This is a genomic window from Nocardia gamkensis NBRC 108242 (assembly GCF_001612985.1).
In the GTDB taxonomy this organism is placed as follows: Bacteria; Actinomycetota; Actinomycetes; order Mycobacteriales; family Mycobacteriaceae; genus Nocardia; species Nocardia gamkensis.
This window is the reverse complement of record NZ_BDBM01000004.1, coordinates 267,418-287,511: the sequence shown is the minus strand read 5'-3', so window position 1 is coordinate 287,511 and position 20,094 is coordinate 267,418. Positions and strand designations below refer to the sequence as shown.

Here is a 20,094-nt window from a genome sequence, read left to right as displayed (position 1 = left end):
GACCGACACGGCCCGGTGACGGGTTCCGCACGAGCGGCGTGGCGGACTAGTCCTCGTCCGGCACCAGGATGCCGAGCACCCAGTTCACGATCGAGACGATGATGCCGCCGATCACCGCGGCCCAGAAACCTTCGACGCGCAGGCCGTAATCGGTGAACGCTTCGGTGATCTCGGCGGTGAGCCACAGCATGAACGCGTTGATCACGAGCAGGAACAGGCCGAGCGTCACGATCACCAGTGGTAGTGACAGCAACTTCACGATCGGCTTGACCAGCGCGTTCACCACCGTGAACACCGCGGCCACGGCGAGGACGACCGCGATCTTGGCGCCGTTGCCGCCTTCGGGAGCGAGGATGTCGATCTTGTCGACCCAGAAGGCGGCCAGCCAGATGGCCACCGCGTTGATGATCAACCGAATCACGAGCTGCATGGCCCAATGCTAGGCCCAGGGTGCGGACACGCGCCGCTCGAAGACGCGAACTCCGCCTGCGCATGTCCGCGGGCTCAGGCCGCACGGTCGAGCAGGGCGTGCACCTTGGGGCGCAACTCCTTGATCACGGTGGGCCCGCCGAACAGGCGCACCGTCGTCTCGTTGGGGGCGCGCAGGATGCCGAGCAGCATGTGCCCGGATTCGATGCTCTTGTCCTTGCGGCCGAGCGCCTCCCGCAGGGAGAGCTCGAGCACTTTCTTCGCTTCCCTGGTGAACGGGATGTGCCCGTAGTACCCGCCGCGACCCCAGGGGAACGACCCACGTCGCGGATCCGGCGCGGCGCGGTCGAGCGCGTCCTCGCCGAAATGCGCTTCCAGTGACTCCCGGACGGCGTCCAGATCGATGCCGATGGACCGCAGTGCCTCGGCGTCCTCGGGGCCGAGGGGCACCCCATTGCTCTGCTCGGCCAGCGCGCGGCGCACGCCCTCGCGCGTGAGTCCCGCCTCCGCGAGCAACGCCGCCAATTCCGGCTCGGCTTGGCCGAGCAATCCGAGCAACACGTGCTCGACCTCGATATTCGACGCGCGGAGTTCGCGCGCGTCCTCCTGGGCGACGACGATCGCTGTACGCGCCGACCTGCTGAACCGTTCGAACATCAGCGGCTCCTGCCTTTCCGGTTGTACTTCTGATGGACCGCCTGCTTGCTCACCTCGAGCGCTTCCGCGATCGCCTGCCAGGACCAGCCCTGGGCGCGGGCGTTGGCCACCTGGATCGCTTCGAGACGTTCGAGCAGCCTGCGTAGCGCGAGCACCGCGCGCAGCCCGACCTTGGGATCGGGGCTGCCCGCAGCGGCCGCCAGGGTGGTTGCTTCTGTCATGTCGTCAATTTTTATTGACGCTCGCGCGCGATGTCAACAAAAATTGACACGCGATGGCATAGCAGAGCCCGATTCCACGCTCGGCGAACAAGAAAGTTTTCGCGCTCAGGCGAGGCCTGAACCGATCAGGCGTCCCAGATTCCGGTCGCCACGAACTTCTCCAGGACGGCGGTGGGCTCGACGAGATCCAGCCCTTGGGACGCGACCCACGCATCGTCGAAATACGTTCCGGCATAGCGGTCCCCGCCGTCGCACAGCAGAGTGACGACGCTGCCGCCGCGCCCTTCGGCGAGCATCTCGGCGATCAGGGCGAACACGCCCCAGAGGTTGGTCCCGGTCGATCCGCCGACCCGGCGGCCCAGCGCCGTGCTGGCGAACCTGGCCGCCGCGATGGACGCCGCGTCGGGCACCTCGAACATGCGGTCCACCACTTGGCCGACGAACGAGGGCTCGACCCTCGGGCGGCCGATGCCTTCGATCCGCGAGGACATTCCGGTCTGATAGCCCGCGTCCCGCGTCTCGTAACCGCCGTAGAAAGCGGAGTTCTCCGGATCGACCACGGCCAGCTTCGTCGCATGCCTGCGATACCGGATGTAGCGGCCGATCGTGGCGCTGGTGCCGCCCGTGCCCGCGCCGACCACGATCCATTCCGGCACCGGATCGGCCTCCAACGCCATCTGCTGGAAGATCGACTCGGCGATGTTGTTGTTGCCACGCCAGTCGGTGGCGCGCTCGGCGTGGGTGAACTGGTCCATGTAGTGACCGCCGCATTCGGCCGCCAGCCGCGCCGCCTCGGTGTACATGTCCGGCGGGCGCCGCACGAAATGGCAGCGACCGCCCTGCGCCTCGATCAGCGCGACCTTCTGCGGGGAGGTGCTCGCGGGCATCACCGCCACGAAGTCCAAGCCGAGCAGCTTCGCGAAGTAGGCCTCGCTGACCGCGGTCGAACCGGAGGACGCCTCCACCACGGTCGTCCCCTCGGTCACCCAGCCGTTGCAGATGGCGTACAGGAACAGCGAGCGGGCCAGGCGGTGCTTGAGGCTGCCGGTGATGTGCGTGGACTCGTCCTTGAGGTAGAGCTGGACGTTCCACCCGGCGGGTAGCGGGTAGCGCAGCAAGTGGGTATCCGCGCTGCGCTGGGAGTCGGCGTCGATCAACCGCACCGCGTTGTCGACCCAGTCGCGCGGTGCGGTGTGATCGCAGGACTTCACGAAGACGTCCCCGACTCCGGCGGGGTGGGCGGCTCGTCGCCGCGCAACCGCGCCCGTAGCTCGGCCTTGTCGCGGCGCCTGCGCTCGTCGACCACGGCGATGTCCTCGTTGACCTTGGCCCGCAGCCGCTTGAACAGGGCCAGTGACAGCGGCATGGCGATGATGAGCGCGAACAGGGCCGCGACCACCAATGGAATGTCCACCGACACCAGTCGCGCGGCCAGCACGATCACCGCGGTCAGCACTACCACGAGACCCAACCTGGCGACGGTGTAGAGGGCCAGATTGCGGGCCAGCCGACGACCTGCGCCAGCCGTTTGCTGTCCGGAAGCACCTTTTGGTGGAGTTGCGTCACGCACATCCCTCAGCCTATGCGAAGCTGTTGCCGGCCCCCGGTGCACGCCCAATGGCCGGGGGTGGGGCGCGCATCCGATTTGTCCATTACCTCCCCTTTACTAACTGTAGGTGGTTCGAGTACCTAGGGGTTTCAGTGCGACGATGGCGCCATCTGATGAGGGAACTGTCGAGAACGGAGAGGTTTGCTATGACTGCGATCACCGTCGGCGGCCAGGACACCCTGCTGACTCCGGGCCAGGTTGCTGCCCTGTTCCACGTCGACCCCAAGACCGTGACGCGCTGGGCCCACGCCGGGCGCCTCGGGTCGCTGCGCACACCGGGCGGACATCGCCGGTTTCGCGAATCGGAAGTACTCCAGCTGCTCAAGTCGCTGACCACCGAGGCGACCGCAGTACGCTGATCGCAGGGCACGCGGGCCCGTCGTGCTCGGGTCCGCGCTCGCCCGCAGACCATTTTCTGCGTCTGCGGTGTGCGGGAGTCACGTCCGCGGCTACCCTCGTAATCAGGAGGTGAGCGACGTGACGTACCTGTTGGCACTCATCGCGGTGGTGGCAATAGCGGTGTTGTGCTGGAAGGCGTTCGGCCCCGAGCGGACTGGACCCACTGCCCCGCAGACCCGTTCACCACAGCGCAAGCGCGTCATCGGACCCGACGACGACCCGGAGTTTCTCTGGCGACTATCTCGCCAGCACCGCGACGGGGAGTCCGGTTCCACCGAGCGCTGATCGTTCGCAGTACCCGCGCGATAGCACGCGTCCAGGGATATCCGGCGTTCGCGCGTTTCTCTTTGTTCCGCGTATCAACCGTGGCCGGCCGCCGGGGGGAACTCCCTCTCCCTCGCCGGACACCACGGCGATCGACACCCCGGTCCGGGTGTGGCAGGCGCGCTGCGGTGCGCCTGCCACACCCGATCCGCGGGTACCGATCAGGGTTCGCCGTTGACGACCGCCATCAGCGCGTCCATGAACGGCTGCCCGCCCTGGATGGCTCCGCCCGCGATCGCGCCGACGACCAAGCCGATCGGGCCGGTGATGATGCTGAAGAAGCCCAGGCCGATCAGGGCCCCGAGCAGTCCGCCGAGCAGCGCGCCGCCGACCACGCCGACGACGTTCTGGTTCAGTTCGGCGATGAGCCGGTTCATCGAGCTGATCGGCTGCATCTCGCCGATCTCCTTGGCGTCCGCCTTCGGGGTGAGCGCGAGACGCCGTCCGCTGTCGGAGATTTCGTGCGCCACCGAGAGCTTGCTGCCGGAAACCTGGAACGTCAGCGGCACTTCGGCGACCACGGCTCCGGTATCGGACGTCAGCTTGATCTTGGTGCCGTCATCGACCACCGCGAAGGTGCCGTGCTCGACGGCAGTGCTGATGGCCCCGGTCTCGCGCGAGACCGTGGTGCGGTAGTCCACCCCCTGTTCGACACCTGCTGTCGTGATCTCTCGATCCGGTTCTACGGGTTGCGCGTTCGCGGCCCCCGCCGTGATGCCCACTGCGGCAACCGCACCGAGCGTAATGGCGGCAATAGTGCCGAACTTCATTCTGGAATTCCTTCTCACCGAGACACCGGCTCCGGAGGCCGGATGGCGTGTGACTGTACAGCGCCCGTGACTTGTTTCCAGATCTGGCGGTCGGCACACATGATCGAGCGGTTCGTTATCCAATTGTGATCAGTATGGCTTCGGATGTGCGCAGCAGGTGAATTCCCAGGGCGGATCGCTATGCCTGGGAAGCAAAACTCGACGCGGACGTGCCGCGTAGTGTAAGCATGGCGTGGTCTTCAATCCGCAAGATTCACAACTTCGAGTCGCTAGGTGGGTCGAAGGGTTCACAGCTCTGGAGGACGTACGTGTCGCGCCAACGTGTCCGCGCCGGTATCACCCTGGCCGCCTTCATGGTCGGGACCGGACTGGCGGCCACCCTCGTGGTCGTCGCCGCGCTCTCGATGTCCGGCCCCGCCGAGGAGCCGGCCGCAGCCGCCCAGACCGCCACCGCACCAACCACATCGACACCTCCGCCGACGACCGAGGAACTGCCCACCACTACCGAGCCCCTGCCGACCACCTCGGCGATGCGTGGCGCGTCGAACAAGAGCGCCACCAGCCTGCAAGTGAGCATCGGCGACTGCGTGCAGCTCGGCGGCGCGGGCGGGATCGACAAAACCGCTTGTGGCAGCCCTAACTCCGTCTACAGGGTCATCGAGAAGGCGCCCGCGAACGCCGCGTGCCCCACCGACGCCGACCACACCTACAACGAGACCCTGCACGGGGCGGCACAGGCTGCGCTCTGCCTGGACATCGACTGGGTAGTCGGCGGCTGCATGGAACTGACCCCCGGCAATCCCAAGCGACTGGATTGCGCGGCCCCCGCCCCCGGCGCGGTCCGGGTGATCGACATCAAGCAGAACACCGTCGACGTCAACGCCTGCGGCTCGGCCGACAGCGGAATCGTCTACCAGCAACGGCATTTCGTCGTCTGCGTCGCGCGGCTCTAGACCCACCCGCCCGGCTGCCACGGGCGCCCCCGTAGGCGCTCGCGCGGTTAGTTAACAGACATGCGAAGTCTCGTGTCTCGTAGGACGATGGACTCGTAGCGTTATCGGTTCCACTGTGGGATATTTCAGCGCGTTGCCGACCGAAGCTTTGCGCGCACCGTGAACCGAAGACGGTCCCGCGCAATTCGGCCACAAACTCTGAAAATGTTTTCCTCCAGATTGTTCCCACGCAAAGCCCTCAATAAAAATTACGGCATTCCGCGAAATGCCCATTCCGGGTACGCACCGGTCCGGGTTGCGGTGTTCAGTGATCCCGATTGCCTTTCCCACAGCTCGCCACCGCGGTCCCGGCAATGCCTTCGCAACCTGCGCGTACGCGAGAACTGACCTCCGGCCGGGGCCTAACCCGAGCCACGGCCGAGGTCAGGAGCACCGGCCAAGCCCAGACTCATGAGCACCGCGTCCCACAGCTCGCCGTTGCGCCGCCGGTAATGCGCGCGCAACACGCCTTCGACCTCGAAACCGGCTCGGTCGTACAACGCCATCGCCGCTTGATTGTGGGGCCATACCTCGAGCGTCACCTTGTGGGCGCCATGATCCCGCGACCATTCGACGACTCGGTCGAGCAGCGCCGTTCCGATGCCGCGTCCACGCTGGTCAGCCGCAACCATCATGGCGAAGGACGTGACGCCGCGTGCGGTGAATTCGACCGTCGCCGTGCCCGCGACGGATCCGTCGATCTCGGCCACGAAGACGCCGTGCTTTTCATCGCCCGACATCGCCAGGATCCGGCGGGCAGCGGCTTCGGTATCGAACGGCGCCTCGGCCCTGATCCATTTGCCCTCGGCTGCGACCGCTGAAAGCAGCTCGATGATCCCGTCGACGTCTGCCGGTAGCGCCACTCGAATGGCTTGCCCGCGGCGCAGCGGACTCTCCTGTGGCCGAGTCGGCCGGAGCCGCGCGTACATGTACATGTCGCGGCGGCTGTCGCCGACTCGCTGCCACCCCCGCAGAAGCCCCTCACGCCGGAAGCCCGCACGCTCGGCGGTCCGGATGGACGCGACGTTCCAGGGTTCCACGTAGAGCTGGAGCCGGGAAACGGGCAGGTGCTCGAACGCCCAGGCGGTGACCGTCCGCAGTGCGTGCGCCGCGATGCCCTGCCCGCGAGCGGATCTCACCAGCCAGTAGCCGATGGACGCTCGTCCTTCGCTGAGATCCTTCGACCACACGCCGATACTGCCGAGCGGTTTACCGTCCGACGCCCGCGCGATCACGAAGGGGTATCCGCTCCCGCTCTCGGTTCGATCCCACTGACGCTCGATGAATCTCGCCGCCTCCTCGGCGGTGTAGACCGACGGCACCGTGGTGATCAGCGGAATCAGCTCGTCATCCGCCGCTTCCCGCACGAGATCGACATCGGCAGAAGACATCTGCCAAGGTCTGAGCCTCAACTCGCCTGCTGCTGCGTCCAATTCCGGTACTCGACGTTTCCCGGCCGGCTCCGAGTTCCTCCGCACCAGAAGATGATCGCCGAGCGCGATGGCGACCACCAACGCAAATCGTTCGGCGGCACATGTGCGCGAAGCGCCCGGTGCATCGAGCCTGATGAAGCTGCGTTTTCAACTATCGCCGATCGTCGATGACCCCACCCGCCGGATGACGGAACGGAAGCCCACCTCGGGGGAATCGGCTTACCGCAGGGGGTGGGTGGCCGTGCACCCTTGGTGTCCTTTCGGCGCATTTCCGTGTCCATGAGGCTGGACAGCGTCATCACGACAGCGGGACCGCCCCGCCACACGGACCCCGAGGAGCACACCACATGATGCGAAACCAGCGCTCGACCCGCCGCACCCATCGGCTCGCCCGCGCTCTGGCGATGGCCGCCGCACCCGCCCTGCTCGGTATGGGTCTGGTGACGGCCGGTGTCGCCCAAGCCGGTCAGGACCACACCCTAGCGAGCTGTTCCTGGCCCTATACGGCGTGCGGCCCGCAGGCGAATCTCACCCCCGGCGGACAGACCAACCTGAACCCCGGAAGGCAACCCGACCACAACCCCGGCCCCCACCGGCCTCACTCCCGGCTCATCGGCGCAGCAGGCCTGTGACCGATCGCGGTGCCGGCATGCGGCTGCGCACACCGGCGAGCCGCATCAATGTGCGAGCCGATCTCCTCAGTATTCGAGTTCGGCCCACGGAATGCTGATCGGGAACGGAAAGTCGAACTCGACGCCGTCCGGGTCCCGCGGCACTGTCCCCGACGGATGGCTGTTTCCTCGGCAAGCGCCACGGAGCTGCCCGCTGCGACCGACTTGTCCAAGCGACCCGGGCGAGCCCGCCGCCGAGCGCAGGAAGGCGCGGGTAAAGCCTCAGTTCAGCCCGGCGTAGGAGTGCAACCCGCTGATCACCATGTTGATGATGAACAGATTGAACAACATCGCGACGAAGGCGGCGATGTTGATCCAGGCGGCCTTGGTGTCGCGCCAGCCGGAGGTGGCTCGGGCGTGCAGGTAGGCGGCGTAGAGGACCCAGGCGATGAAGGAGCAGGTTTCCTTCGGGTCCCAGCCCCAGAAGCGGCCCCAGGCGGCCTCGGCCCAGATGGCGCCCAGGATGACGCCGGCGCCGAACAGCGGGAAACCGATGATGGTGGCCTTGTAGGCCAGGCGGTCCAGGGTGCGGGCGTCGGGCAGGCGGCGGGCGATGACGCCGAGGACGTTGTCGGACTCCTGGCCCTCCGGCTGGCGCAGGCGGTAGAGGAACAGCATGCTCGCCACGCCCGCGAACAGGAACACGCCGCTGCCCACGCTCACGATGGTGACGTGCACCGGCAGCCAGAACGACTTCAACGCGGGCACCACGGGCGCGGCGTCGGCGTAGAGCACCGTGCCGGCGAGGAACAGCAGGATCAATACCGGGACGAGCAGGAACGCCCACATCGCGCGGTAGCGCTGTTCGCGCAGCAGCACCACCCCGACCAGCACGGCGGCGGCCGTCGCCATGGTGACGAACTCGTACATGTTGCCCAGCGGGAAGCGGTTGGTCGCGAAGCCGCGCAACACGATCGCGCCGACGTGCAACGCGATGGCGACCATCAGCACCGAGAACGCCATGTTGCCGAGCCGATCCGACAGCGGCCGCCGCGCGGGCTCGATGACCCGCCCGGGACCCTGCGGTGTCGATCCGCCGCCCACGGTCACCAGTTCACGCTCGCTGACCTGGCGGCTGCGCGCCGTCGCGTACTGCCAGATCAGCAGTACCAGCACCAGCGCGTACACCACGATCGCCGTCTTGAACGCGAGATCGCTGTACCTGGCGATGGTTTCGTCGATCGGCATGGTCACTCTCCCGTGGTCTCGGCGTGCTCGTCGAGCAGGCGGGCGCGCAGCCGGTCGAACTCGCCGCCCCAGCCCGCCTGGTCGGTCCTGGCCAGCCCGCCCATCTCTACTACAGTGCGTCGTTGGTCTACGGTACCGGCCGTGTCCTCGGCCGGGTAGACCCGCACCCAGATCCGCCTGCGCTTGATCAGCAGCGAGACCAGCAGGCCCGCCATCATGAACAGCGCGCTCACCAGCACCCACTTCTGCGCGGGGTCGTGCGAGACCTGGAGATTGACGAACTCCTGCGCGCCGTCGAAGGTGACCTTGGTGCCGTTCGGCAGCGTGGTCGACTCGCCGGGGCGCAGATTGACCCTGGCCTCCTTGGCCAGCCGGCCCTGTTTGACCTGCTCGGGGTCCAGCGCGAACAGCGACTGCGGCTTCCCGGTGTCCAGGCCGGTGTCGCCGCGATAGATGTCGACCGCGACGGCGGGATCGTTCATCGCGGGGAACGCCGAGGTCAGCAACGACCCGTGGAACATCGCCGTCGGCGCGAACAACCCCTCGATCGCGATCTGGTTCTTGCGGCGCTCCTCGTCGGTGGCGTACATGCCACCGGGCGGGTCGATCCGCAGCACGCCGCTGGACAGGAACGTGGAGGCGTCGTCGGGACGCCACTGGATCGACTCGGTGCGGGTCTGGCCGGTGGGGAAGGTGACCGTGAAGGTCGGCGCGTAGCCGTGACCTTGCAGGTAGAGCCGGTCGCCTGCCACGCGCAAGGGGTGGTTGACCTGCACCCGGGTATCGCGCCAGGTGTTCGTCCGCAGGTCGTCGCCCGCCTGGTAGGCGAGGTTCGCGGTGAACATCTCGGCCTGGCCGTTGGTCAGGTAGTCGGCTCGGAAATCCTTCACCCGGACGCAGATCGGGGTCATCCCGGTGCCGTCGTTGACGTTGCCCGCCTTGAACGAGTCGAACACCGCGGGCGAGGTGGTGCAGAAGCCGGGGCCGTTGTTCGCCAGCACGATGACGCTGCCCTCGTAGCCGAACAGCTTTCCCGCCGCGATGGCGATCAGCAGCCCGACCAGCGCCAGATGGAACACCAGATTGCCGAGTTCGCGGGTGTAGCCCTTCTCCGCCGAGAGCGCCAGTTCACCCTCGCGGGGGCCGGGGCGGACCTCGGTGCGCCAGCCGCGCAGCTGGGCGCGGGCGTGGTCGACGAGTTCCCGGGGCGACCGCTCGGCCAGGCCCGAGTAGTGGTGCGGCAGCCTGGTCAGGTTGCGCGGCGCCCGCACCGGCGGTGTGCGCAGCGCGCGGTAGTGGTCGAGCGTGCGCGGCAGGATGCAACCGACCAGGGAGATGAACAGCAGCACGTAGACGGCGGTGAACCAGAAGCTGGAGAACACATCGAACAGCTCGAAGCGGTCCATCCACGGGCCGAGCGTCGGCCGGTCGGCGATGTACTGCTCGACCTTCTGCTCGTTGAGGTTGCGCTGCGGCAGCAACGCACCGGGAATCGCGGCCAAGGCGAGCAGGAACAGCAGCACCAGGGCGGTGCGCATGCTGGTGAGCCCGCGCCAGGTGTTGCGCAGCAATGCCCAGGCCCGTCCGGGCAGGGATTGGCGCGGCGGCCGCTCGGTGCTTTCGATCGTCGGCTGGTCGGTCACGGTCATATCGGCAAGGTCACCTCGGAGACGAACGCGTCGCGCACCCAGGCGACGAACTGGTCCCACGCCCCGGTGACCAGCGCGGCGCCGACCGCGACGAGCAACAGGCCCCCGATGATCTGGATGGTGCGGGAATTGCGGCGCAGCCACCCCACCCCGCGCAACGCGCTCGCCGAACCGAAGGCCAGCACGACGAACGGCAGACCGAGTCCCAGACAATAGGCGACGATCAGCGCGACCCCGCGCACCGCCGTCGTCCCGTCGGTGCCCGCGGCCACGGCCATGACGCCGGAGAGCGTGGGGCCCAGGCACGGTGTCCAGCCCAGCGCGAACACTCCGCCCAGCAGCGGCGCGCCCATGATGCTGGTGAGCCTGCGCGGCTCCATCCGGGTGTCGCGCTGCAACGCGGGCACCAGGCCGATGAAGACCAAGCCCATCAGGACCGTCACCACGCCGCCGATGCGTTGCAGCAGTTCACGGTTCACGTTGAGGGTTTGGATGACGCCGAAGACGGTCGCCGTGGCGAGCACGAAGACCACGGTGAAACCGGCCACAAACAAGCCGGCCGCACCCGCGACCCGCATCCGCCCCCTGCGAAGCGACTCGGCGGCGGTCACCGCTGCTCCGGCACGGCCCCCGGTGGCCTGCGCGACGGTGGCGGGCGGCGCCTCGGCGCCGACCAGTCCGGCCAGGTAGGAGAGGTAGCCGGGCACGAGCGGCACCACACACGGCGAGGCGAAGGACACCAGACCCGCGAGCAGACACGCGCCGAGCGCCAGCAGCAGCGGCCCGGAGGCCGCCGTCTGCTGGAACGAATCACCGACTCCGGCGAGCACCATCACAGGTTCTCCCCGTTATGCGGCGCGGTGCGCGCAAGCGTCACACCGATTCCTCCGGCGTGTCCTCTGGCGATCGTCCGGCGCCGCGGCGCAACGACACCTTGTGCTCGGTGGCGGTGGGTTCCTCGGCCGCCTCGAATACGGCGAAGTCCAAGAGGGAGTCGGCGGCGACGCTGCGCGGCACGGTGGCGATACCCGCCCACCGGTCGTCGACGGCCCATCCTCCGCCGATGCGTCGGGCGCCCTGCCGTGGCCGGCAGGCACGCAGGTGGCGGGTACGGCGGTCGCGATTCACTGTGATTCCTCCGCGGCGATACTTTCGATTACCGGCTGTAGATCCTCGGCCAGCAGGGACCGCAGGAAAACCGCGGCGACCCGGTGTTGCCGGTCGAGGACGAGCGTGGTTGGGATGACACTGGTAGGGAAATTCCCGCCGAGCGCCAAGAGCGTGCGCATCGACGGGTCGTAGACGGACGGGTAGCCGACCTTGTTGTCGACGACGAAATCCTGGGCCTTGTCCTGTTGCGGATCGCGGACGTTGATCCCGAGAAACGCGACGCCTTTGTCCTTGGTCGCCTCGTAGACCTGCTCCAAGGCGGGCGCCTCGGCGCGGCACGGACCGCACCACTGGCCCCACAGGTTGAGCACCACGACCTTGCCCGCGTAGTCCTCGACCGAGGTGGTCTTGCCCGCCGTCATCAGGTCCGGGCCGGCCAGTTTGCCGATGGTGCCGCGCGCGGCGGGCGGGTCGTAGCGGATGTCGGTCTTGCCGCCGGGCGAGACGAATTCGAAGGTGCCGCCCGAGGCCACCGCGTCCGAACCGGTCGAACAACCCGCGAGCGCGGCGATCAGCGCCACGCACGCGAGCAGAACCGGCAGCGCCCGCCCGGTGCGCACCGAGGGCGGGAGGTGGAACGCGGTGGAGCGGGTCATGCGCCGTGCACCGACGGGTCCGAGCCGCCCGCGGGCTCGGAGTAGACGATGTCGACGAGCGTGTCGCCGTGGTAGACCAGCGAGGTCAGCGACGCGAGCGAGCACTGCCGCTGGCGCGGGTCGTGCCAGAGCCGCTGCCCCTGTAGGAACCGCCGCAGCGTCCACACCGGTAGCTGGTGCGAGACCAGCACCGCCTCCCGGCCCGCCGCTTCGACCCGGGCTTTGTTCACCGCCGCCAGCATGCGGTGCGCGATCTGCAAGTAGGGCTCGCCCCAGGACGGGGTGAAGGGATCGCGCAGCTTCCACCAGTGCCGCGGCTTGCGCAGGGCGCCGTCGCCGACCGACACGCGCAGGCCCTCGAAGGTGTTGCCCGCCTCGATGAGGTTCTCGTCGGTGCGGACGATGACGTCGTGCTGCGCGGCGATCGGCTCGGCGGTCTCCTGCGCGCGCTGCAACGGCGAGGCGATGACCAGCGCGATGTCGTGATCGGCCAGGGTCCGAGCGACGGCGGCGGCCTGCGCGCGCCCCGTCACCGACAGGCTGAAGCCGGGCAGGCGGCCGTAGAGGATGCCGTTCGGGTTGTGCACCTCGCCGTGCCGCAGCACGTGGACGATCGTCTCGATGGCGGCGCCGCCGTCGTGCACCCGCTCGGGGGCGCTGATCCGGCCCTCGGCGCGCTCGACCGGCTCGGGGGTCTCGCCCTCCGCCGGCGCGGCCTCGGGGGCCTCTTCTCCCCCGGCCTGCGACGTCGTCCCCGCGGCCGCGGCGAAGTGAGCGCCCGCGTCGACCAGGCTGGATGCCACGGGCTCGGTGGTCGCGGACCGGGGCGCGGCGGCGAACTGCTCACCCGCGTCGACCACGGTCGCCTCCGCGACCGGGTCGACGACCGATGCGACGGCGACCGCGCCGTTGGTCGCGGTCACGTCCGGCTCGGCGGACGGCTTGGCCGGCTCGCGCCGGTCGGCATCGGGCTGATCGAGGTCGGAGGTCACGCGCGGGATCCTTCGGGGGTGGCGGCCGCCGCCGCGTGCGCGGCGGCGGGCAGGGCGGCGGCGATACGGTCGAACGCGTCCTCGTCGAGCGCCGCGGAGACGAACCACGCTTCGAACGCGCTCGGCGGCGCGTACACGCCACCGTCGAGCAGGGCGTGGAAGAACGCGGGGTAGCGCCAGGTCTCGCTCGCCTTGGCGGCGGCGTAATCGGTGACCGGGCGTTCGGCGAAGAACACGCTCACCATATTGCCTGCGAATTGCACCTGGTGCCCGACCCCCGCGGCGCTCAGCGCCGAGCCGAACAGCTCGCCGAGCCGCTGTGCGTTGCGGTCGAGTGCGGCGTAGACCGCGTCGTCGGCCGCCCGCAGCGTGGCGAGGCCCGCGGCCACCGCGACCGGGTTACCCGACAGCGTGCCGGCCTGGTAGACCGGGCCGAGCGGCGCGAGGTGGTTCATGATCTCGGCGCGTCCGCCGAACGCGGCCGCGGGCAGTCCGCCGCTCATCACCTTGCCGAAGGTGTAGAGATCGCCCGCGACGCCTTCGCGGCCGAACCAGCCCGCACTGCTGACCCGGAAGCCGGTCATCACCTCGTCCATGACGAGCAGCGCACCGTGCTCGGTGGTGAGGGCGCGCAGGCCCGCGTTGAAGCCGGGCAGCGGCGCGACGGCGCCCATGTTGCCCGCCGCCGCCTCGGTGATCACGCAGGCGATCTCGCCGGGGTTCGCGGCGAAGGCGGCGGCGACGGCGTCGAGGTCGTTGTAGGGCAGCACGATGGTGTCGGCCGCCTGCGCGCCCGTCACCCCCGGGGAAGTGGGCAGACCGAGCGTGGCGACGCCCGAGCCCGCGTCGGCGAGCAGCGCGTCGACGTGACCGTGATAACAACCGGCGAACTTGATGATCTTGGTACGGCCGGTGTAGCCGCGGGCCAGCCGGACCGCGCTCATGGTTGCCTCGGTGCCGGAGTTCACCAGCCGGACCCGCTCCACCGGCGTGACCCGGCGCACGATCGCCTCGGCGAGTTCGATCTCGGCTTCAGTCGGCGCACCGAAGGACAGGCCGCCGCTCGCCGCGCGGCGCACCGCCTCGACGACCGCGGGGTGCGCATGGCCGAGGATCATCGGCCCCCAGGAACAGACCAGGTCGACGTACTCGTTGCCGTCGGCGTCGACGAGCGTGCAGCCGGCGGCCGAGGCGATGAATCGCGGTGTGCCGCCGACGGATCGAAATGCCCGCACCGGAGAGTTGACGCCCCCCGGAATCACCGAACTCGCCCGGTCGAAGAGCTGAGCGGAAACCGGCACGGTCGCACTGGTCACGCGCGGAGAAGAACTCACGCGTTCCAGTCTCGCAGCACCGGAAAATCGGTTCGACGACAGGGTGTAGTGCAGTGATGCAGGCCGCAGCCGCCTGGCAACACGCCGAGGTGAGGTTCGTGCGAAATCCGATCGCTGGACGGTTGCCGGTGCGTAGTCTCAGCTCACATTCGTCCATCGTTCGGGAGGGTCTGCATGCGGATTGCCATCGTCAGCGTGGGTGTGCTCGCCGTCGTCGCGGGAGCCGCCGTGACTCTCGGGGCCGGGTCCGCCGCCGCGCAGCCGGTCGATCAACTCGACCAGGCGCGGCTGGCCGTCCCGCTGGACCACACGGCGACCACCATGCTGGCAGGCGGACCGATCCCGGCGCTGATCACCATGGTCGTCCCGCCGAACCGGATCGGCGCCGGGCTGAAGGACGACTCGGCGATCTACCGCGACGATCGCGGCGCGGTGCACGCCACTCTGCGCCAAGTGGTCCTGGAGGCCGCGGGCCATCCGGACGGGACGGTCACCGTCTATCTCAACGCTCCCGGCGCCCGCAACGGCCGGGTGCTGGACATCTACCAGCACTGGAACTGAGCGGGCGCCGCGACGCCGCCGTCAGGCGTACATGCACGGGACCTGCGCCGACATGGTGTGCAGGAAGCACATGAACCCGTTGTAGGGACCCGCCGAACCCGAATCCGGCACGAGAATCGGCGCGTCGACCGGGTTCGCCTCCTCCAGGGGCAGTCCCGGGTTCGCGCCCGCGGGCGCGGCCCCGATTCCGAGGGCGGCGGCCACGGCAAACGCGGCACAGATCTTCACGGCGAACCGGTTCATCAAACACTTTCCTTCATTGACGCGCGTTGGAACTACGGCCGAAATACTAACGGCCCCAGAGCCATTCCAGCCAAAGCGCACAGTCGGCAGGCGTCGGGCAGCGGACGGAGCGCGGTTGCACGGTAACTCGCTCGCGCGCCGTCCGCAGCGGTTCGCAGGCAATCCGCGGCTACGTGAGGCCCAGGCAGAACTTGGCGAATCCGGTGGTCACCAGGCACGCCAACGGCGTGGGTAGCAAATGCAGCAGCGGTGCGGGCGGAGTGGCGGCGAAGACCGGTGTCACCGGAACAGACGTTCCGGGAACGGCTTCGGCGGACGCGGTGGCGGGTACGGCCGCGGCCGCGCCGATCACACCGGCCGCCACCGCACCGAAAAGTGTTCGCTGGACAGTTGGTTTCATGTCCGTGGCGTTCCCGGGTTACGCGAGGTCAAACGGCCGCAAGCGGACTCGCGCCGATCAGCCGCCGGTCGCGGCGCCACGGCGACCGCGCCACAGCCGGGCCACGGCGTCGATGGCGAGCACACCGGCCACCGCGACGAGCAACGTGGCCAGCAGCCACCAAGGGCCCGCGTAGCGGGTGGCGGTGAAACCCGGGGCGTCGCCGACCGGCGCGAAGTCGGTGGCGCGCACGCCTGCGCGCGCGCTCAGCGCCGCCGCGATCAGGGCGAGCACGAACAGATCCAGTTCCACGAGCACCGCGACGATCCAGCGCCTCATCGGTCCACTCCGTCCGAACTGCGCTGGACGGCTTCGGTCAACGCCGTTCGCAGCGCCTTGTGGTCTCTGGCCCATGCCTGCACCAGGCCGCCGTCGGCCAGCCGCAGACCGATGCCGGTGCGGCGGCGGGGCACCCCGCTCAGCTCGCCGAGCGCCCTGGCCGACTCCCAGTCCTCGTCGTCCCAGGAATCCTCGTCGCGCTCGGGAAGCACCTCCGCGATCGAGTCCAGCGGTAGCGACTCGGTGCCCGACCGCAGCGTCTCCTCGGTGAGCTCGACACTGACGTGCCGCTTGCCCGCGACCACCTGCAGGGCGACGAAACCCGCGATCAGCGCGGCGCAGAACACCAGGGCGAACCAGTGCACGGCACCGCCCGTGGCGAATTCGAGGACGAGAACGGCCAGGCACAGGATCGGACCGTAGGCCACCGCGCGCCAGCGGGCGCCCGGTTCGGCGAACAAGACGGCGGCAGCGGTCACGCCGGGCCTCCCGCGGCAGCGCGCGCCGACACGGCGAGAAGTGAGATCAGCGACTCAGGCCGGGCAGCAACAGCACGGCGACGGTCAACACGGCGAACAGGATCAACAGACTCAAGACGGCCAGATCCCGCCGAATGCTGTGCGGCTGCTGGATCACCACTCGCATCGATGCCTCCGATCCTCCGGAGCCATCTGCCGAGTTCCCGCACGTAATACACGACAACGCATGACAAACGACTACCGGTTCCCACGTCCACTGTGACAACCCTCACCATACATGCCGGACTGTCTCGGACAAATTGGGAACGTGTTGCATCAGCGCCCGCCGGGCTGGAAGTAGGCGGTGGAATCGGGCCGGTGGGACAGATAGATGGCGCCCACCGCAAGCACCGCCTGCACGATGGACGCGCCGCCCGCGACGAGCGAAGCCGTCCCGGCCACCGCGTCGATCGCCAGCAGCGCGCCGACGCCGATCACCACCACCCACGCGCCGAGCACCGTCAGCACGGTGCGCGCCCATGGCTTGCCACGCCCGAACTGGTGCACGATCACCGACGCCAGCGCCGCGACGCCCAGCCCGATCAGCACCACGACGACGTAGACCAGCGACACCATCAATTCCGCGCTGGCCATGGTGACCTGCGGATCCTGCACCCTGGCCTGCTCGAAGACCTCTTCGGCGAACGTGCGCCGCTGATCCAGCGCGGCGACGATCGAGGCGATCAACTGCACGACGCCGAATCCGATCACACCCCACCACAGCTGCCGCGCGGTACCGACGTCCTCCGGCATCGGGGGCCGGGCCGGGCCCGCGGCGAACGGTCCCGCCATGTTCGTCACGACAGCCAGTTCGCGGCCTCGGTCGCCCAGTAGGTGAGCACGATATCCGCGCCCGCGCGGCGGATACTCATCAGTGACTCGAGGACGGCGCCACGGCGGTCGATCCAGCCGCGCTCGGCGGCTGCGGTGATCATCGCGTACTCACCGGATATCTGATACGCGGCGACCGGGACCGTCGTGCGATCGGCGACCTCGCGCAGGATGTCCAGATACGACATGGCCGGCTTCACCATGACGATGTCCGCACCCTCGGCCAGGTCCAATTCCAGTTCGCGGATCGCCTCGCGGCGATTGGCCGGGTCCTGCTGGTAGGTGCGCCGGTCGCCTTCCAGCGAGGAGCCGACGGCCTCCCGGAACGGGCCGTAGAACGCCGAGGCGTATTTCGCGGAGTAGGCCAGGATGCCGGTGTCGATGCGTCCGGCCGCGTCCAGGCCGCGCCGGATCGCGCCGACCTGGCCGTCCATCATGCCGCTGGTGCCGAGCAGGTCGGCGCCCGCCTCGGCCTGGGCCAGCGCCATCTCGACGTAGCGGTCCAGCGTCGCGTCGTTGTCGACCGCGCCGTCGGCGGCGAGCACGCCGCAGTGGCCGTGGTCGGTGAACTCGTCGAGGCAGGTGTCCGCCATGACCACGGTCGAGTCGCCCACCTCGTCGGCGAGCGCACGCAGGCCGCGGTTGAGAATGCCGCGCGGGTCACTGGCGGCGCCGCCGACGGCGTCCTTGTCCTCCGGGCGCGGCACGCCGAAGAGCATAATGCCGCCCACACCGGCCGTGACGGCCTCGACGGCCGTCTTGCGCAGCGAGTCCAGCGAGTGCTGCACCACGCCCGGCATGGAGCCGATCGGGCGCGGTTCCGCCAAGCCGTCGGCCACGAACATCGGCAGTACCAATTGTCGTGGTTCGAGTGTCGTTTCGGCCACGAGACGACGCAAAGCCGGGGTGCGGCGCAACCGCCGTGGGCGGTCCATTCCGGTCATGAATCGCACGATACGCCCGGCGCGATCGACTGTCGCGAGCGCCCGTCGCCCGCTTACGGCCCCCGGCCCGTTACGCGGCGATCGCGCATGTCATCCGACTGATAACGGTGTGTGAAATCACACCTCGCACCGCGCCCGGAGGCGCATACTCCGACTAGGGGCGAGACCCGCTGGGGGACAGCATGACCGATCCGCACATCGACATCTCGCTGGCCAGAGCCGCCGACTTCGAGTCGTGGGTGGCGGTACTGCTGTCGGACTGGTGGCCGGTACTGACCGACGGTCTCCCCCCGCCCGCGGCAGCGCTGCGAACCTGGCGCGCCACCGACGCCACGGGGCAGAACTTCAGCGTCGAGTTCCTCGCCCGGCAATCGGCCACGTCCGGGGTGATGCCGTGCGCGCACGTAGCCTTTCCCAGCCTCGGCATCCGTCCCGACGAGCACGAGTGGGTGCGCAGCCGGGGCACGCACCTGGTCGGCGGCACCGAGGACGCCACGGTGCAGCTACGGTTCTCCGACACCGCCCGCAGCGTCTTCCTGCGCTTGCGGAGCAGGCCGTGCCGGGTGCTGGAAGAGGCGGGCCGACTGCTGCGCCCCGGGGCGGAAATCAGCCTGCGGTTCCCCTGCACCACTTCGGGGCCGCTCGACGTGCGGGTGGCCCGTAACAGCGCACGGCACTTGCTGGCCGAGCACAGCGCACGCCATGCCACCCCGGCCGACCCGTTGCAGCTCGGTCCGCCGCAGCGGGTCGCCGACATCGGCTGGGCCTTCATCTTCCCGTGGTCGACCACATCCTGGTACCTCGACGGCTCGGTTCCCACGCTTCCGCCGGGCAGCCGCGGGCCGATCGTGGTCGTCAAGGACACCGGACACACCTGGTTGCTGGACAGCCTCCGCAACTACGACGCGCAGCTGGCCGCATACGCGCGGGCGAACGGGTACCGCGCCCCGCTCCAACAGGCGCGATGATGGACAGCGTGGATTCCGCGGAGTCTCGCGAGGCGGGGTGCTGAGATGACCGAGCGACCGAGCGAGGTCGAACTGCTCGCCATGCAACGACGCGCCGAAGCGCTGTGGGACGCGGGCGACGCGGCGGGCGCCGAACATTGGCTGCGCCGGGCCGCCGCGGGTGGCAGCGCGCCCGCCATGGGAATGCTCGGCGCCCTGCTGGGGGCCGACGGCCGGATCGGCGAGGGGATCAGCTGGCTGGAGACCGCCGCCGCGCGCGGCAACGAGGCGGCGGGGATGCAGCTGGGCCTGCTGCACACCGAGCGCGGAAATCTGGACGAGGCCGAGCGCTGGCTGCGGCCCGCGGCCGAGCGCGGATTGCCCGAGGCTCTCTGCAACATGGGCGTACTCGCGAATCGGCGCGGCCGCGACGAAGAGGCCGAGCAGTGGTACGAACGAGCGGTTCGTGCCGGCAACCCGACGGCCATGCGCAGCCTGGGTCTGCACCTGGCGCGTCGCGGCGAATTCGGCCGTGCGATCGACCTGCTCACCGAGGCCGCGCGCCGCGGAAGAACCGATGCGATGGCGATACTGGGCGCGCTGCACCTGGACCGTGGCGACCGAGCCGAGGGTGAGCGGTGGCTGCGCAAGGGCGCCGAAGCGGATGACCCCGACTCGATGTTCCATCTCGCACTATTGCTGCGTGCGGCCAACACGCCTTACCTGGCAGGCGATTTCGCCGACCCCGAGGTGCTGCGAACCGCCGCCGCCATCGCGACCGGCCGCACACCGGCGCAGCGGGAAGCTCGGCGGTGGCTGGAACGCGCGGCCGCGCTGGGCCATCCGCAGTCGCTGCGGCTGTTGCACGATCTGTGAGCCGCCGACGGGGTGAAAGCCC

27 protein-coding genes are annotated in these 20,094 nt (G+C 69.1%); 7 read left to right on the top strand and 20 right to left on the bottom strand.

Going from position 1 to position 20,094, the window contains the following annotated elements:
• Positions 1-46: 46 nt before the first annotated feature.
• The 5 genes from NG1_RS04565 to NG1_RS04545 form a co-directional block, all read right to left on the bottom strand.
• The gene (locus NG1_RS04565) at positions 47-430 is read right to left on the bottom strand and encodes a phage holin family protein (RefSeq protein WP_040870356.1); all 384 of its coding nucleotides are present in this window, start codon (positions 428-430) and stop codon (positions 47-49) included.
• Positions 431-504: 74 nt separating this feature from the next.
• Positions 505-1,086 (bottom strand): Clp protease N-terminal domain-containing protein, encoded by a 582-nt coding sequence (locus NG1_RS04560; RefSeq protein ID WP_062968242.1) that lies wholly within the window; start codon positions 1,084-1,086, stop codon positions 505-507.
• The gene (locus NG1_RS04555; protein WP_040870358.1) at positions 1,086-1,307 is read right to left on the bottom strand and encodes a helix-turn-helix domain-containing protein; all 222 of its coding nucleotides are present in this window, start codon (positions 1,305-1,307) and stop codon (positions 1,086-1,088) included. The genes NG1_RS04560 and NG1_RS04555 overlap by 1 nt, the downstream gene beginning before the upstream one ends.
• A 125-nt stretch (positions 1,308-1,432) precedes the next feature.
• Positions 1,433-2,518: an L-cysteine desulfhydrase Cds1 gene (gene cds1 / locus NG1_RS04550; RefSeq protein ID WP_062968240.1), complete on the bottom strand. Its 1,086-nt coding sequence runs from the start codon at positions 2,516-2,518 to the stop codon at positions 1,433-1,435.
• Positions 2,515-2,877: a DUF4229 domain-containing protein gene (locus NG1_RS04545; protein ID WP_062968238.1), complete on the bottom strand. Its 363-nt coding sequence runs from the start codon at positions 2,875-2,877 to the stop codon at positions 2,515-2,517. Before NG1_RS04545 ends, cds1 begins: the two co-directional genes overlap by 4 nt.
• 185 nt (positions 2,878-3,062) lie before the next feature.
• Between NG1_RS04545 and NG1_RS04540 the strand changes: the two genes are divergently transcribed.
• Positions 3,063-3,275: a BldC family transcriptional regulator gene (locus NG1_RS04540; RefSeq protein WP_062968237.1), complete on the top strand. Its 213-nt coding sequence runs from the start codon at positions 3,063-3,065 to the stop codon at positions 3,273-3,275.
• A gap of 118 nt (positions 3,276-3,393) precedes the next feature.
• Positions 3,394-3,600: a hypothetical protein gene (locus NG1_RS35195; protein WP_084488442.1), complete on the top strand. Its 207-nt coding sequence runs from the start codon at positions 3,394-3,396 to the stop codon at positions 3,598-3,600.
• Between the two features lie 200 nt (positions 3,601-3,800).
• Here the strand turns inward: NG1_RS35195 and NG1_RS04535 are convergent, their stop codons facing one another.
• On the bottom strand, positions 3,801-4,409 hold the full coding sequence (locus tag NG1_RS04535) for a DUF8020 domain-containing protein (protein WP_040870361.1): 609 nt from the start codon (positions 4,407-4,409) through the stop codon (positions 3,801-3,803).
• A gap of 308 nt (positions 4,410-4,717) precedes the next feature.
• Between NG1_RS04535 and lppU the strand changes: the two genes are divergently transcribed.
• Positions 4,718-5,362: an LppU family putative lipoprotein gene (gene lppU, locus NG1_RS04530; RefSeq protein WP_062968235.1), complete on the top strand. Its 645-nt coding sequence runs from the start codon at positions 4,718-4,720 to the stop codon at positions 5,360-5,362.
• 401 nt (positions 5,363-5,763) lie between these two features.
• On the opposite strand, the gene NG1_RS37345 is transcribed toward lppU, so the two are convergent.
• Positions 5,764-6,879, bottom strand: a complete 1,116-nt coding sequence (locus NG1_RS37345) for a GNAT family N-acetyltransferase (RefSeq protein ID WP_281218068.1) — start codon at positions 6,877-6,879, stop codon at positions 5,764-5,766.
• A 302-nt stretch (positions 6,880-7,181) separates the two neighbouring features.
• Between NG1_RS37345 and NG1_RS36375 the strand changes: the two genes are divergently transcribed.
• Entirely contained in the window at positions 7,182-7,466 is a 285-nt protein-coding gene (locus NG1_RS36375) for a hypothetical protein (protein WP_157113855.1), read from the top strand.
• Positions 7,467-7,727: 261 nt separating this feature from the next.
• On the opposite strand, the gene ccsB is transcribed toward NG1_RS36375, so the two are convergent.
• The 7 genes from ccsB to hemL form a co-directional block, all read right to left on the bottom strand.
• Entirely contained in the window at positions 7,728-8,693 is a 966-nt protein-coding gene (gene ccsB / locus NG1_RS04520) for a c-type cytochrome biogenesis protein CcsB (protein WP_062968233.1), read from the bottom strand.
• A 2-nt stretch (positions 8,694-8,695) separates the two neighbouring features.
• The gene (gene resB / locus NG1_RS04515; protein ID WP_062968232.1) at positions 8,696-10,342 is read right to left on the bottom strand and encodes a cytochrome c biogenesis protein ResB; all 1,647 of its coding nucleotides are present in this window, start codon (positions 10,340-10,342) and stop codon (positions 8,696-8,698) included.
• Positions 10,339-11,175, bottom strand: a complete 837-nt coding sequence (locus NG1_RS04510; RefSeq protein ID WP_062968230.1) for a cytochrome c biogenesis CcdA family protein — start codon at positions 11,173-11,175, stop codon at positions 10,339-10,341. The genes resB and NG1_RS04510 overlap by 4 nt, the downstream gene beginning before the upstream one ends.
• 40 nt (positions 11,176-11,215) lie before the next feature.
• Entirely contained in the window at positions 11,216-11,470 is a 255-nt protein-coding gene (locus NG1_RS04505) for a hypothetical protein (RefSeq protein WP_040870368.1), read from the bottom strand.
• Positions 11,467-12,108 carry a TlpA disulfide reductase family protein gene (locus NG1_RS04500; protein ID WP_084498689.1) on the bottom strand — a complete coding sequence of 214 codons (642 nt, stop codon included), beginning with the start codon at positions 12,106-12,108 and terminating at the stop codon, positions 11,467-11,469. Before NG1_RS04500 ends, NG1_RS04505 begins: the two co-directional genes overlap by 4 nt.
• Complete coding sequence (locus NG1_RS04495; RefSeq protein WP_062968393.1) at positions 12,105-12,752, bottom strand: histidine phosphatase family protein; 648 nt, start codon at positions 12,750-12,752, stop codon at positions 12,105-12,107. The genes NG1_RS04500 and NG1_RS04495 overlap by 4 nt, the downstream gene beginning before the upstream one ends.
• Before the next feature lie 344 nt (positions 12,753-13,096).
• Positions 13,097-14,434 carry a glutamate-1-semialdehyde 2,1-aminomutase gene (gene hemL / locus NG1_RS04490; protein ID WP_062968228.1) on the bottom strand — a complete coding sequence of 446 codons (1,338 nt, stop codon included), beginning with the start codon at positions 14,432-14,434 and terminating at the stop codon, positions 13,097-13,099.
• 174 nt (positions 14,435-14,608) lie between these two features.
• On the opposite strand from hemL, the gene NG1_RS04485 reads away from it, so the two are divergent.
• Positions 14,609-14,995, top strand: a complete 387-nt coding sequence (locus NG1_RS04485; protein WP_062968226.1) for a hypothetical protein — start codon at positions 14,609-14,611, stop codon at positions 14,993-14,995.
• A gap of 21 nt (positions 14,996-15,016) precedes the next feature.
• Here the strand turns inward: NG1_RS04485 and NG1_RS04480 are convergent, their stop codons facing one another.
• From NG1_RS04480 to hemB, 6 genes are all read right to left on the bottom strand, one after another.
• Positions 15,017-15,238 (bottom strand): hypothetical protein, encoded by a 222-nt coding sequence (locus tag NG1_RS04480; protein ID WP_062968224.1) that lies wholly within the window; start codon positions 15,236-15,238, stop codon positions 15,017-15,019.
• Between the two features lie 169 nt (positions 15,239-15,407).
• Positions 15,408-15,638 (bottom strand): hypothetical protein, encoded by a 231-nt coding sequence (locus tag NG1_RS04475; protein ID WP_157113854.1) that lies wholly within the window; start codon positions 15,636-15,638, stop codon positions 15,408-15,410.
• Positions 15,639-15,695: 57 nt separating this feature from the next.
• On the bottom strand, positions 15,696-15,956 hold the full coding sequence (locus NG1_RS04470; protein WP_062968220.1) for a hypothetical protein: 261 nt from the start codon (positions 15,954-15,956) through the stop codon (positions 15,696-15,698).
• A complete protein-coding gene (gene mce1N, locus NG1_RS04465; protein ID WP_062968217.1) occupies positions 15,953-16,435 on the bottom strand; it encodes a transport-regulating membrane protein Mce1N in 483 nt (160 codons plus the stop codon). The genes NG1_RS04470 and mce1N overlap by 4 nt, the downstream gene beginning before the upstream one ends.
• A gap of 315 nt (positions 16,436-16,750) precedes the next feature.
• Positions 16,751-17,266, bottom strand: a complete 516-nt coding sequence (locus NG1_RS04460) for a hypothetical protein (RefSeq protein ID WP_062968391.1) — start codon at positions 17,264-17,266, stop codon at positions 16,751-16,753.
• A gap of 5 nt (positions 17,267-17,271) precedes the next feature.
• On the bottom strand, positions 17,272-18,249 hold the full coding sequence (gene hemB, locus NG1_RS04455; RefSeq protein WP_062968215.1) for a porphobilinogen synthase: 978 nt from the start codon (positions 18,247-18,249) through the stop codon (positions 17,272-17,274).
• Positions 18,250-18,431: 182 nt separating this feature from the next.
• On the opposite strand from hemB, the gene NG1_RS04450 reads away from it, so the two are divergent.
• Positions 18,432-19,217: a hypothetical protein gene (locus NG1_RS04450; RefSeq protein WP_062968213.1), complete on the top strand. Its 786-nt coding sequence runs from the start codon at positions 18,432-18,434 to the stop codon at positions 19,215-19,217.
• 45 nt (positions 19,218-19,262) lie between these two features.
• A complete protein-coding gene (locus NG1_RS04445; protein ID WP_062968211.1) occupies positions 19,263-20,072 on the top strand; it encodes a tetratricopeptide repeat protein in 810 nt (269 codons plus the stop codon).
• Positions 20,073-20,094 lie beyond the last annotated feature (22 nt).

Excerpts from the sequence above, each read along its gene's own strand:
- NG1_RS04565 (WP_040870356.1), bottom strand. The coding sequence starts at position 430 with ATGCAGCTCGTGATTCGGTTGATCATCAACGCGGTGGCCATCTGGCTG.
- NG1_RS04560 (WP_062968242.1), bottom strand. The coding sequence starts at position 1,086 with ATGTTCGAACGGTTCAGCAGGTCGGCGCGTACAGCGATCGTCGTCGCC.
- NG1_RS04555 (WP_040870358.1), bottom strand. The coding sequence starts at position 1,307 with ATGACAGAAGCAACCACCCTGGCGGCCGCTGCGGGCAGCCCCGATCCC.
- NG1_RS04540 (WP_062968237.1), top strand. The coding sequence starts at position 3,063 with ATGACTGCGATCACCGTCGGCGGCCAGGACACCCTGCTGACTCCGGGC.
- NG1_RS04535 (WP_040870361.1), bottom strand. The coding sequence starts at position 4,409 with ATGAAGTTCGGCACTATTGCCGCCATTACGCTCGGTGCGGTTGCCGCA.
- NG1_RS36375 (WP_157113855.1), top strand. The coding sequence starts at position 7,182 with ATGATGCGAAACCAGCGCTCGACCCGCCGCACCCATCGGCTCGCCCGC.
- ccsB (WP_062968233.1), bottom strand. The coding sequence starts at position 8,693 with ATGCCGATCGACGAAACCATCGCCAGGTACAGCGATCTCGCGTTCAAG.
- resB (WP_062968232.1), bottom strand. The coding sequence starts at position 10,342 with ATGACCGTGACCGACCAGCCGACGATCGAAAGCACCGAGCGGCCGCCG.
- NG1_RS04510 (WP_062968230.1), bottom strand. The coding sequence starts at position 11,175 with ATGGTGCTCGCCGGAGTCGGTGATTCGTTCCAGCAGACGGCGGCCTCC.
- NG1_RS04500 (WP_084498689.1), bottom strand. The coding sequence starts at position 12,108 with ATGACCCGCTCCACCGCGTTCCACCTCCCGCCCTCGGTGCGCACCGGG.
- NG1_RS04485 (WP_062968226.1), top strand. The coding sequence starts at position 14,609 with ATGCGGATTGCCATCGTCAGCGTGGGTGTGCTCGCCGTCGTCGCGGGA.
- NG1_RS04480 (WP_062968224.1), bottom strand. The coding sequence starts at position 15,238 with ATGAACCGGTTCGCCGTGAAGATCTGTGCCGCGTTTGCCGTGGCCGCC.
- NG1_RS04475 (WP_157113854.1), bottom strand. The coding sequence starts at position 15,638 with ATGAAACCAACTGTCCAGCGAACACTTTTCGGTGCGGTGGCGGCCGGT.
- NG1_RS04470 (WP_062968220.1), bottom strand. The coding sequence starts at position 15,956 with ATGAGGCGCTGGATCGTCGCGGTGCTCGTGGAACTGGATCTGTTCGTG.
- NG1_RS04460 (WP_062968391.1), bottom strand. The coding sequence starts at position 17,266 with ATGGCGGGACCGTTCGCCGCGGGCCCGGCCCGGCCCCCGATGCCGGAG.
- hemB (WP_062968215.1), bottom strand. The coding sequence starts at position 18,249 with ATGACCGGAATGGACCGCCCACGGCGGTTGCGCCGCACCCCGGCTTTG.
- NG1_RS04450 (WP_062968213.1), top strand. The coding sequence starts at position 18,432 with ATGACCGATCCGCACATCGACATCTCGCTGGCCAGAGCCGCCGACTTC.
- NG1_RS04445 (WP_062968211.1), top strand. The coding sequence starts at position 19,263 with ATGACCGAGCGACCGAGCGAGGTCGAACTGCTCGCCATGCAACGACGC.